At 67.7% G+C, this 11,206-nt stretch carries 12 protein-coding genes and 1 pseudogene; 3 read left to right on the top strand and 10 right to left on the bottom strand.

Annotated features, from left to right (window positions below):
* Positions 1-539 (top strand): AmiS/UreI family transporter (locus Q5Y72_RS08075; RefSeq protein WP_371930796.1); only part of this gene is annotated, 539 nt, incomplete at its 5' end.
* A gap of 6 nt (positions 540-545) precedes the next feature.
* Here the strand turns inward: Q5Y72_RS08075 and Q5Y72_RS08070 are convergent.
* Genes Q5Y72_RS08070 through pedA1 form a run of 6 tightly spaced genes read right to left on the bottom strand, consistent with a single transcriptional unit; the run spans position 546 to position 5,457 of the window.
* Positions 546-1,142 (bottom strand): hypothetical protein, encoded by a 597-nt coding sequence (locus tag Q5Y72_RS08070; RefSeq protein WP_305962890.1) that lies wholly within the window; start codon positions 1,140-1,142, stop codon positions 546-548.
* Positions 1,139-1,960: a lanthanide ABC transporter permease protein PedC gene (pedC, locus tag Q5Y72_RS08065; RefSeq protein WP_305962889.1), complete on the bottom strand. Its 822-nt coding sequence runs from the start codon at positions 1,958-1,960 to the stop codon at positions 1,139-1,141. The genes Q5Y72_RS08070 and pedC overlap by 4 nt, the downstream gene beginning before the upstream one ends.
* On the bottom strand, positions 1,957-2,682 hold the full coding sequence (pedB, locus tag Q5Y72_RS08060; protein WP_371930795.1) for a lanthanide ABC transporter ATP-binding protein PedB/LutE: 726 nt from the start codon (positions 2,680-2,682) through the stop codon (positions 1,957-1,959). Before pedB ends, pedC begins: the two co-directional genes overlap by 4 nt.
* A gap of 5 nt (positions 2,683-2,687) precedes the next feature.
* Positions 2,688-3,254: a cupredoxin domain-containing protein gene (locus Q5Y72_RS08055; protein WP_305962888.1), complete on the bottom strand. Its 567-nt coding sequence runs from the start codon at positions 3,252-3,254 to the stop codon at positions 2,688-2,690.
* Positions 3,255-3,277: 23 nt separating this feature from the next.
* Complete coding sequence (locus Q5Y72_RS08050) at positions 3,278-4,261, bottom strand: YVTN family beta-propeller repeat protein (RefSeq protein WP_305962887.1); 984 nt, start codon at positions 4,259-4,261, stop codon at positions 3,278-3,280.
* Positions 4,258-5,457: a lanthanide ABC transporter ABC transporter substrate-binding protein PedA1 gene (pedA1, locus tag Q5Y72_RS08045; RefSeq protein ID WP_305962886.1), complete on the bottom strand. Its 1,200-nt coding sequence runs from the start codon at positions 5,455-5,457 to the stop codon at positions 4,258-4,260. Before pedA1 ends, Q5Y72_RS08050 begins: the two co-directional genes overlap by 4 nt.
* Positions 5,458-5,619: 162 nt before the next feature.
* Here pedA1 and Q5Y72_RS08040 point away from each other — a divergent pair, with 162 nt between their 5' ends.
* Together Q5Y72_RS08040 and Q5Y72_RS08035 are read left to right on the top strand one after the other, a co-directional pair.
* Positions 5,620-6,177: an SRPBCC family protein gene (locus tag Q5Y72_RS08040; RefSeq protein ID WP_305962885.1), complete on the top strand. Its 558-nt coding sequence runs from the start codon at positions 5,620-5,622 to the stop codon at positions 6,175-6,177.
* 8 nt (positions 6,178-6,185) lie between these two features.
* Positions 6,186-7,121, top strand: coding sequence for a YncE family protein (locus Q5Y72_RS08035; RefSeq protein ID WP_305962884.1), 936 nt, complete (start codon positions 6,186-6,188; stop codon positions 7,119-7,121).
* On the opposite strand, the gene Q5Y72_RS08030 is transcribed toward Q5Y72_RS08035, so the two are convergent.
* The 4 genes and pseudogenes from Q5Y72_RS08030 to Q5Y72_RS08015 form a co-directional block, all read right to left on the bottom strand.
* The gene (locus Q5Y72_RS08030; RefSeq protein WP_305962901.1) at positions 7,096-7,617 is read right to left on the bottom strand and encodes a PQQ-dependent catabolism-associated CXXCW motif protein; all 522 of its coding nucleotides are present in this window, start codon (positions 7,615-7,617) and stop codon (positions 7,096-7,098) included. The genes Q5Y72_RS08035 and Q5Y72_RS08030 overlap by 26 nt on opposite strands.
* Positions 7,618-7,631: 14 nt before the next feature.
* Positions 7,632-8,447, bottom strand: coding sequence for a quinoprotein dehydrogenase-associated putative ABC transporter substrate-binding protein (locus Q5Y72_RS08025; protein ID WP_305962883.1), 816 nt, complete (start codon positions 8,445-8,447; stop codon positions 7,632-7,634).
* Between the two features lies 1 nt (position 8,448).
* Positions 8,449-9,117, bottom strand: coding sequence for a c-type cytochrome, methanol metabolism-related (locus Q5Y72_RS08020; protein WP_305962882.1), 669 nt, complete (start codon positions 9,115-9,117; stop codon positions 8,449-8,451).
* A gap of 175 nt (positions 9,118-9,292) precedes the next feature.
* Positions 9,293-11,089 (bottom strand): annotated as a pseudogene (locus Q5Y72_RS08015) (methanol/ethanol family PQQ-dependent dehydrogenase); the annotation flags it as partial.
* Positions 11,090-11,206: the final 117 nt, after the last annotated feature.

Below are 11,206 nucleotides of genomic sequence, written 5' to 3'. Positions count from 1 at the left end.
CCGTGCGGGCATGGCGGAGGGTCATCATGCTGACGGGGTTCGTGCTGTTCTATGTCGGCGCGGTGCTGGTGCTGAACGGGCTGTGGCTGCTGGGCCAGATCGAGGATCGCGAGGTGGTCGTCATCAACATCGTCGCAGGGCTGGTCTCGGGCGCGGTGGTGGTCCATGACGCCTTCGGCAGCGCGGCGGGCCCCGCCAGTATCCGAAACGCCGCGCTGAGCCTGCTGTTCGCCACCACCTATCTGTGGGTCGCCTACAACCGATGGTCGGGCGCCGACGGGCGCGGGCTGGGCTGGTTCAGCCTGTTCGTGGCGATCACCGCCCTGCCGGTCTTCCTGTCCGAGATCGCCGCCGCGCGCAGCGCGGGCGAGGTGTGGCTGGCCGGCAACTGGCTGGTCTGGGCGGTGCTGTGGGGGATGTATTTCGCGCTGCTGGCGCTGCGCCGGCCGATCCGCCGGCCGACGGCGGTGGTCACGCTGCTGGCCGGGATCTTCACCGGCTGGCTGCCGGGATACCTGATCCTCAGCGGCAGCCTGTAGCCGCGGTCAGTCCGTCAGGTGGCTGGCGATGGCGCGGGCCAGCGCGAAGGCGCGCTGTTCCAGGATCACCGGGGTTTCGCAGACATAGGTCAGCGATTGCTGGCGTTCGGTGAAGATGCGCCGGTCCCAGTCCAGCGCGCGTTCCTCGGCGTCGATCGCGTCGAAATCGGGGGTCTCGGCGGCCTCCATGGCGGCCATCGTGGCGCGGCGTTCCTCGATCCGGCGGGCAAGGGCGACCTGGCGGTTGCCATAGCGCGCGATGCCGCCGATCAGGGCGCTGCGGTCGGGTTCGATCCGGTCCAGCACCGCCTGCATCAGCGCGGTCAGCCGCATGTTGTCGGCGGTCTCGGCAAATGCGGCAATCTGGGCCTCGGCCTGATCCATCGGCAGCCGGCGCTGTTCCAGCCGTTCGGCCAGCGCCACGATCCGCGAATCGCGGGCCAGTTGCAACGTCGCCTCGTCGGGCATCGGGCCGGTCCACATCTGTCCCAGCGACAGGTGCGGCTGCTTGCGCTGGATGCAGGGCCAGTCGGGATCGGTGCCGCCGGCGGCAAGGGCAGGGCCCGCGGCCAGGGTCGCGATCAACGTCAGGACAAGTCTCATGCGGTTCCTTTCCGGCGGGCCCAGAGACCCTTGGAGGGATCATACATGAACACCGCCGCGCCGAAAAACCCCGCCAAACAGCCTAGGACCACCGCCAGCGCCAGCCAGTTCACCTGTCCGTAAAGCGCGAAGCGGATCAGCTCGACCGCATAGGTGAACGGGTTCGCCGCGCAGATGTCGTGCAGCAGGGTCGAGCTTTCGCGCATCCGCCACAGCGGATACAGCGCCGAGGAGGCGAAGAACATCGGGAAGATGACGAAGTTCATCACCCCGGCGAAGTTTTCAAGCTGGCGGATCGCCGAGCTGAGGAACAGCCCCATCGCCCCCAGCATCAGCCCCGCCAGCACCAGCGCCGGCAGCACGGTCAGATAACCCCAGACCGGCGGGCGCACATCCCACAGCCAGGCGATGGCGAGGAAGGTATAGACCTGGATGATCGATACCAGCACCCCCGCGACCAGCTTCGAGGCCAGCAGGAACCAGCGCGGGAAGGGGCTGACCAGCAGCGTCCGCATCGCGCCCGTCTCGCGGTCATAGACCATCGACAGCGAGGATTGCATGCCGTTGAACAGCTGGATCATCGCGACAAGGCCGGGGGTCACGTAGACCTCGTAGAGGACATAGGTCTGGTAGGGCGGGGTGATCGACAGCCCCAGCACCGCCCGGAAGCCGGCGGCAAAGATGAACAGCCAGACCAGCGGCCGCACCAGCGCCGCCAGGAAGCGGCCGCGCTGGTTCACGAAACGCAGCGTCTCGCGCCGGGCGATGCCGGCGAAGGCAATGGCCCAGGCGCGCGGCGGAAAGCTGCGATCGCTCATGCCGCCGCCACGCCGGTCAGGTCGAGAAACGCGCGCGTCAGACCCTGGCCCGCGGCGATCTGTCCGGCGCTGCCCTGCCGCAGCACGCGGCCCTGATGCAGGATCACCAGATCGTCGTCGGGCTGGATCTCGTCCATGATGTGGGTGGCCCACAGCGCCGACACGCCGTGATCCGCGATCAGCCGCCGGGTCAGCGCCAGCACCTCGGCGCGGGATTTCACGTCAAGGCCCACCGTCGCCTCGTCCAGCAGCAGGATGTCGGGGCTGTGGATCAGCGCGCGGGCGATTTCGGCCCGGCGCTGCTGGCCGCCCGACAGCGCGCTGATGCGGTCGCCCGATTTCTCGGCCAGCCCGACCTGCGCCAGCACCGCCTCGATCCGGGCGGCGGCATTGCTGCGGCCGATGCCGTGCAGGCTGGCGTGATAGGCGAGGTTCTGGCGCACGCTGAGATCGGCGTCCATCGCCCGGCTCTGGAACACCACCCCCAGCCGCGCCAGCGCCTGCCGGGGCTGGCGCCGCAGATCATGGCCGGCGACGCGGATGCTGCCCGAACTGTTGTCGTAAAGCCGGGTGATGAGGGAAAACAGCGTGGTCTTGCCCGCGCCGTTCACCCCCAGCAGCGCGGTGAAGCCGCCGCGCGGGACCGTCAGCGACACATCGTCCAGCGCGGTGACGCGGCCGAAGCTGTGGCTGACATGGTCGATTTCGAGCGCGGCGGTCACGATGCCTACTGGATGTTGAAGACGGCCTGCTGAGTGTCGCCCGAGGAACCGGGGATCGACAAGGCATATCGGCCCGGCGTCACCGCGATGAAGCTGATGGTGGCGGTGCCGGCATTGTCGAATTCGATGCTGTGCACGCCCATCGGGCGGATCTCGATGTCGTTGATGACGATCTCGTTGATCCAGATGGACCGGAAGAAGTCGCCGCCCGACAGGGCCAGTTCGGCGCTGCCATCGGCATTGATGTCGATGCGGTAGAAGCCGCCCGATTTCAGCGTGTATTCCTGCGCCGCGACCGGCGAGCCAGAGGCCAGGGTCAACGGCGCCAGATCGGTGCGGTTGTCGCGCGCCATCAGCCCGGCAAAGCCATAGTCGAACTTGCCCTTGGCGTCGTAGGTGGCCGCGGCCTCGCCGTCCTCTTCGTCATCGTCGTCGTCGTCCTCCTCCTCGGACGTGGCGGCACCGGCCGCGGCTTCGGTGGCGGCGGCATCGTCGGCGGGGGCGGCGACCTGCGCGGCGGCGGGCAGGCCAAGGCCGGCCATGATCATCAGGATGGTCAGCAGGCGGGTCATGTCGTCGTCTCCTTCTCGGTTGCTCAGTTCGCGGTCGCGTCGGGCGCGACCACCACGCCCCAGGGCTGCTGGCCCACGGCCACGGATTTCACCACCTCTTCGGAGGCGACGTCGATCACCGAGACGTCGTTGGAATTGCCATTGGTGGTGAACAGGTATTTCTCGTCCGGGGTGAAGGCCATCTGCCAGACGCGCTGGCCGACCAGAAGGTAGTCCCTGACCTCGTCGGTCTCGCCGTCGATCACCGCGACGCGGTTGGACGGCCCGAGCGCCACGAACACCTTCCGGCCGTCGCTGCTGACCCGGACGCCGACCGGCTGCACCGCCTCGGGCAGCACGCCGGGCACCTCGAAGGTGATCTTCTTCGTGATCTGCTGGGTGGCGGGGTCGATCACGCTGACCGTGCCGCCGATCTCGGAGCTGACATACAGCTTGGTTCCGTCATGGTTGTATTCGGCAAAGCGGGGCCGCGAATCGACCAGCACATTGGCCACGATCTCGAAGCTTTCGCTGTCGATGAAATGCGCCATGTTGGTCGTTTCCGAGGTGTTGATGACGATCCTGCCGTCCGGGCTGACGCCCATCCCCTCGGGCTCGACGCCGACCGGGATCTCGGCCAGCACCTGATGGGTCTTCACGTCCACCACGGTCACGAGGTTGTCGTCCTCGTTGGCGATATACAGCGGATTGGCCGAGGGGTGCAGCACGAACAGTTCCGGGTCGGGGCCCGAGGGCAGGGTGTGCAGCTCCTCCATCGTCTCGGGATCGAAGACCCGCACGAGGTTGTCGTCCGAGGCGCAGACATACAGCTCCTTGCCGTCCGGGCTGATGGTGATGCCGCGCGGGCGGTTGCCGACCGGATAGGTGCCGATCACCTCCAGCGTCTGGCTGTCCAGCACGGTGACGTCGTTGCCCTTTTCGTTGGTGACGAAGACGCGGTTGGCCTGCGCCGGTTCGGCCAGCCCGAACAGCACGAGGGCAGGGGTCAGGGTCAAAAGATGTTTCACGATGCCTCCTGGAACGTGCATTCGGTTTCGGGGCGGTCGATGCCCAGCGTGTCCAGCTGGCTGGTCTGGTGAAGATACTGGTCCTGCGGGCTGACCGAGACGGTCAGGTTGCCGGTGGTCAGGAGGATCGGCTGTCGCACCTGATGGTCCCAGGCGCGCAGGGTCAGCTTCTGCCCCTTGAAGCCCGCCACGTCGAACTGGTCCGACAGCATGAATTCGCGCAACGCCGCCGGATCGCCCGACCCGGTGCGGGTCGCCGCCTCGCCGATCATCCGCAGCGCCAGCCAGGTCTGGTAATCCTCTTCGCGGATCGGCCGGTTTGCCAGCCTCTCGAAGCGGTTCTGGAACTGGGTCGCGCCCCAGGCCTCCATCGCGGGATGCCAGCTGCGCGGCACCAACCCGGCCGAGCCGGTGACCGGGCGCGGGTCCCAGGTCTGGTAGGGCAGGTAGCTGGCAAAGACATCGGCCTCGTCCGCGGTCACGACCACGTCGTGTTCGGCGGCGCGCTGGGTAAAGACCGGCATCTGCTTCTGCACCTGGACGTGGCCGCTGTCGGTGCTGCGGGCACCGCCGGTGTCCTCGAACACGCGCTGTTCGACGATCTTCGCGCCGAATTTCGCGGCCGAGCGGCGGAAGGCGTCGGCATAGCCGGTGTCCTCGGGATGGCTGCCTTCGATCAGGAACCAGCGCGGCCAGTTCTTCCACATCAGGAACTGGGTCAGCGCATCGGCCAGCATCGCATGGCTGGGCGCAACATGGATGGTGTTGAAGCGGCAGTCGGCGCCGCGCAGATTGTCGCCCCGGGCGGCGGCGTTCAGGATGATCGCCCGGTCGCCGGCCTGATCGGCCAGCGCCAGCGTGGTGGCGTCATCGGCCAGCAACACCACGAATTCGATGCCCTCGCCCAGCAGCCGGTCAAGCTCGGCGCCCGCCGCGTCCGGGGTGGAAGCGACCTCCTCGGCCTCGAAATCCTGGCCCATGAAGCGGCCGGTGGTGTCGTTGTCATCGATCGCCAGCCGGGCGCCGGCAAAGCCCAGGTCCGCGGGACGCAGATCCAGCCGCGAGATCGGCGGCAACCCGGCGACATCGACTCGCAGCACCGCCGCGCGGATCAGCGCCGGATCGCCCTGCTGGGCCGGGGCGGCGCCGGCCGACAGGCAGGCACCAGCCAAAAGTCCCATGATTCCCTTGAACATTTTCTCACTCCCCGGCAGCATGTTGCGGGCTGGGCGCGCCCGCATCAACCCGGTTATTCTTCCCGGTCCGGGCGGGAATGATTGGCTACATCTTTTGTCGTATGGACGTCGGGCGGCCCGGATCGCATGGTCTAGGCGACGTTTCGGGAGGACAGGGACGCAATGATCAGGAAAACGCTTGGCCTCGCCCTGGGTGCGACGCTTGCGCTGGCGACGATGGCGGGGGCCCATGGGCCGTCACGGCTGAAGACCGAGATGACGGTGACGCTGGATGCGACGCCGGACGAGGTGTGGGCGGTGATCGGCCGCTTTGACGACATGAGCTGGCATCCCGCCGTCGCCTCGACCGAGATGACGCCCGAGGGCGCGGCGGCGAACGTGCCCGACGAATCGACCCGGGAGCTGCATCTGAAGGCCGATGCGGGCGATCCGACCATCACCGAACAGCTGATGGCGATCGACGCCGGGAAGCGCAGCTACAAATACATGATTACCGAGGTCGCCCCCGAGGTGCTGCCGGTGACCAACTATTCCTCGACCCTGCAGGTGAGGGACAAGGACGGCAAGGCCGAGGTGGTCTGGAAGGGCGGCTATTACCGCGGCTTTCCGAACAACGACCCGCCCGAGACCCTGAACGACGCGGCCGCCGAGGCCGCCGTGGGCGGCATCTATCAGGCGGGCCTCGACGCGCTGGCCGAACGCTTCGGCAAGGTCGAATAGCCCGGGCCATGCTGGCGCGGGCGCTGGTCGGCCTTCTTGCCCTGACCTCCCCGGCCGGTGCCGGGGACATCGCGTTCGTGACCTCGCAGAACGGCAACGCCGTCTCGATCCTCGACCTGGACCGGCAGCGGATCGTGGCCAGCGCCCGGATCGAGGGTGCGCCTGCGCCCGTCGCCTATGATTCCGCGCGGGGGCTGGCCTATGTCATCGCCGCCGAGACCGGCCGGCTGAGCGTGCTGGACGAGGCCGCGAGGCTGGTGGCGAAGGCCGATCTGGGCGAGGGCGCCTTCGGTGTCGCGGTGGCGCCGGGCGGCGGGATCTTCGTGACCGACTGGTTCGGCGACAGGCTGACGCGGCTGGATGCGGGGCTGGCGCCCTTGTGGTCGGCAGCCACCGGCGATGCCCCGGCGGGGGTCGCGGTCAGCCCCGACGGGGTGCTGGTGGCCACGGCGGATCGCGACGCCAACGCGGTCAGCATCTTCGACGCGATGACCGGGCGGCTGTTGCGGCGGGTGCGGACCGCCGGCGAACATCCCTTCGGGCTGACATTCCATGACGGACGGCTGTGGACAGCCGATGTGCAGGGCAACCGCGTCTCGGTCATCGACCCGATCGCCGGGCGGCTGATCGGCGCGGTGCCGACCGGCAGCCATCCCTATGCGGTGGCCTTCGCGGCCGGCCGCGGCTTTGTCACCAACCAGTATGCCGGGACGTTGACGGTGTTCGACCCGCGCACGCTGGAGATCACCGGCGAGGTGGTCACCGGCGACTATCCCGAGGGGATCGCCGCCCTGCCCGATGGCAGCGGCGTGGTCGTCGCCAACTGGGATTCCGACAGCGTGCAGATCATCGATGCCGCCAGCCTGTCGGTGCGCGCGGCGATCGAGGTCCCCGCCGGGCCACGGGCCTTCGGCCAGTTCACGGGGCGACAGGTTCCGCGCTGACCAGCGCGGCGCCGCCGGCGGCCTGCCACTGCTCGATGCCGCCGGGAAACCAGCTGATCCGCTGATAGCCCATCTCGACGGCGCGGCGCGCGGCGTTCCAGCTCATCCAGCAATCGGCGCGGCAGAAGATCACCAGCGGCGCGGCCAGGTCGCCGCCGCTGGCCTTTTCCAGCCCGTCGACCAGCCGCGCATGTTCGACCTCGGACAGCTTCTGGTAGCCGGTGTTCCACAGCCACAGCGCGCCGGGGATCGTCTCGTGCGGGGGTTCGCGCCAGACGGTGCCTTCGGGCAGTTCGGGCGGCCGGGTCTTGCGCGGCAGCACATCGACGAAGGGCACCCCCTGCGCGTGCAGGGCGATGGCCCCGGCCGCGTCGACGACCTCGGCCCCGGCCAGCGTGGAAGGCACCGGCGCGCGATAGGGTTCGCCGCGGTAGTCGTCGGGTTCGGGGACCTGCGCCGCGACCGGGCCGGCCAGCGCGGCCACCAGAACCAGCATGGCCAGCCGGCGGATCACGGCGCCAAGGCCTTGCCGTAGTCGTCCACCAGCGGCACCCCCGCCTCGTGCAGCAGGGCGTCGATCTCGTCCTGATGGCGACGGATCAGGCTGTTCAGTTGGCGTTTCCATTCCTGTTCACCCAGTCTGACACCCATGGTGATGCGATAGAACATCTTCGGGCCGGTCGTTTCCTGCAACAGCGGCGTGAACTGCAGGTCGGGGTCGTCCTTCAGGCGCGGCCCGGCCAGCGGACCCCACAGCACTGCGGCATCCAGGCTGCCCTCGCGGACGCCCTCGATCAGCTCGCCCACGGGGTCCTCGACGCGGCGATCCACGAACAGGTCGGCGCCGCGCATGTCCTTGGCCAGCCCGGCCCGCGCCATGATCGTCGCGGGCGGGCTGCCCGCGATCACGCCCAGCGGATGCCCCTTCAGCGCCGGATCGCCCAGCCGGTCCACATCGGCCAGCGGGCCGTCCCTGCGGGCCACGATCCCGAAGACCGAGGTGTAGTAGTGGTTGGTGTTCTGCACCAGCTCGTCGCCCTGCGCATAGCCCATCACCACGTCGCAGGTGCCGGCGCGCAGGGTCTTGGTGATGAAGCCCATGCCCGAGGGAAACCAGCTGTAGGTCACCGGGAGGCCCAGCCATTCGCCGAATTTCGCGGCCAGCCGGTTCTCGAAGCCCGAGCCGTCCTTCATCGACATGGGCGCATTGGCAGGATCGGCGCAGACCCGGAACGCCGTGGTCGAGCGCAGGTCGGCGACCTGCGCCGCGGCCGGAACCGCGGCGCAGGTGGCCAGCATCATGGCAAGGGCGAGGCGATGCGCCATCTTACATCGACATGCAGGAATCTTCCTGCGCGGTGAATTCGTCGGGCTTGTCGGCCTTCTTGGCGGGCCGGCCACGCGGGAGGTCGCCGGTGCCGCGCGCCAGGAGATAGGCATAGATGTCATCGATATAGCACCAGACATTCTTGTTGGTGCCAAAGGCCGGCATCACCTGGTTCTGCGCGGCGTTCACGTCCTGCTTGCCCGATGCGACGATCTGCTGGAAGTCGTAGTAGTCCATCCGCAGCACCGAGTTCTTCAGCGCCGGCGCATAGGTCGACCCCTCGCCGTCGGGACCGTGGCAGACATGGCATTCGGCCGAATAACGGCGATAGCCGTTGAAGGTCGCGAAGTCGACGGTGCCGTCCTCGTCGATCTTGTAGACCGGAATTCCGTCGGCATTGTACCAGCGCCCGTTTTCCATGTTCGCGGGGGTGATGTCCATGCCATTGGCCAGAACCTTGCCTGCCGCCGCGTCACCGCCGCCGGCATCCGCCGGTTCTGCGGCCGCGGCATCCGCCGCCGGCGCCTCGGCAGTGCCCGACACCGCGGCCGCCGCGCCTGCGCCGGCTTCGGCCGGGGGCGTGTCTCCGGCCGCGTCGGTCTGCGCGAAGGCCGCGCCGGCCACGAACGCGCCAAGGACCAGCGCCGCAAGGCTGCTGATGGCTTTCATATGGTCTTCCTCCCAAATCTCAGGCTGCCTGCTCTCTTCAGACAGAACCGCCCCAGTCTATCGCTGGGGCGGTCCTTTCACAGATCAACTTCGCTCTTGCGGAACGAAAGTATTAGCCGCTGGTGGTCCCGTCGGCCGGGGCTTCCTCGGTTGCCGGTGCCGCGGCGACATCGCCGGGCAGTTCGAACACGGTCAGCTGGCCGCCCAGTTCGGTATAGTCGCTGAGCGCGGCATAACCGCCCACGGCGCCCAGACCGTCATTCGGGTTGGTCAGACCGGCCGCCAGACCGATGCCGGCCCAGCCGCCGACGCCCGACAGCACGCCGACATACTGCTTGCCGCCCGACACATAGGTCATGACGTTGCCGATGATGCCCGAGGGGGTCTTGAACTTGTACAGCTCTTCCCCGGTCTCGGCGTCGACGGCCTTCAGGAAGCCCTCAAGCGTGCCGTAGAAGACCACGTCGCCCGCGGTCGCCAGCGCGCCCGACCAGACCGAGAACTGTTCCGGCAGCGACCACTTGATCTCGCCCTTCACGCCGTCCCAGGCGATGAAGTTGCCCATGCCGCCATGGCTGTCGGGCGCGGGATACATCGACAGCGTGGCGCCGACATAGGGCTGGCCCGCGGTATAGGCCACACGGAACGGTTCGTAGTCCATGCAGACATGGTTGGTCGGCACGTAGAACAGGTTCGTCTTGGGCGAGAAGGCCGCCGGTTGCTGGTCCTTCGACCCCAGCGCCGCCGGGCAGACGCCGGTGGTGTTGGTGTCCTCGCCGTTCTGCGCGGTCGAGTATTCGGCAACCACGGCCGGGCGGCCATAGGTGTCCGAATTCGGGTCCATGTCGACGCCGGTCGTCCAGTTCACGGCCGGGTCATACTTCTCGGCCACCAGCAATTCGCCGGTCTCGCGGTCCAGCGTGTAGCCGAGGCCGTTGCGGTCGAAATGGGTCAGCAGCTTGCGGGGCGTCCCGTCGATCTCCTGATCGGTCAGGATCATCTCGTTCACGCCGTCGAAGTCCCATTCGTCATGCGGCGTCATCTGGTAGAACCACTTGGCCATGCCGGTATCGGCGTCGCGGGCCATGATGGTCATCGACCACTTGTTGTCGCCCGGCCGCTGGCTGGGGTTCCAGGTCGAGGGGTTGCCGGTCCCGTAATAGATCAGGTTCAGTTCGGGGTCATAGGAATACCAGCCCCAGGTGGTGCCGCCGCCGATCTTCCACTGGTCGCCTTCCCAGCTGTTGAGGCTGCTGTCCTTGCCGATCGGCTTGCCGAGAACCATCGTGTTCTCGGGATCGACCAGCATTTCCTCGTCCGGGCCGGTGGAATAGGCCTTCCAGGCTTCGGATCCGTCCGACAGATTGTAGGCCGTCACCCGGCCGCGCACGCCGTATTCGCCGCCTGAGACGCCGACGATCACCTTGTCCTTGACCGGCAGCACGGTCGCGGTGTTGGTCTCGCCGATGGCCGGGTCGCCCGTCTTGACCTTCCACTTCTCTTCGCCGGTCTTGGCGTCCAGCGCCACCAGCGTCGTGTCGGCCTGATGCGACAGGATCATGCCGTCGGCATAGGCCACGCCGCGATAGACGGTGTCGCAGCACATCACCGCGATCACCTCGGGGTCCTGCTGCGGTTCGTAACGCCACAGGATCTTGCCGTCATTGGCCAGATCCAGCGCGAAGATGTTGTTGGGGAAGGGCGTGTGCACATACATCACGTCGCCGATCACCAGGGGGCTGCCCTCATGGCCGCGCAGCACGCCGGTCGAGAAGGTCCAGGCGACGCGCAGGTCGCCGACATTCTCGCGGGTGATCTGATCCAGTTCGGAATAGCGCGTGTTGGCGTAGTTGCCGGTCTGGATGGCCCACTGCTCGGGCTTGGCCGTCTCGGCAAGCACGCTTTCATTGGCATGGGCCACGGCACCGGTCATCAGCAGCGCCGCGCAGGCGCTGGTCAACAGGTATCTCATCAGGTGTTCCTCCGCTGTAGGATCATGTGCTGCAGATTTCCTCCCACCGCAGCTTGTCCATGGCAGCAGTCTTGGATGCGCACCCCCTGTCGTCAATCAGACGCCTTGCCACTTGCC

Origin of the sequence: Paracoccus spongiarum (genome assembly GCF_030732095.1) — a bacterium.
Taxonomy (GTDB): Bacteria; Pseudomonadota; Alphaproteobacteria; order Rhodobacterales; family Rhodobacteraceae; genus Paracoccus; species Paracoccus spongiarum.
This window is presented reverse-complemented; position numbering and strand designations above follow the sequence as displayed.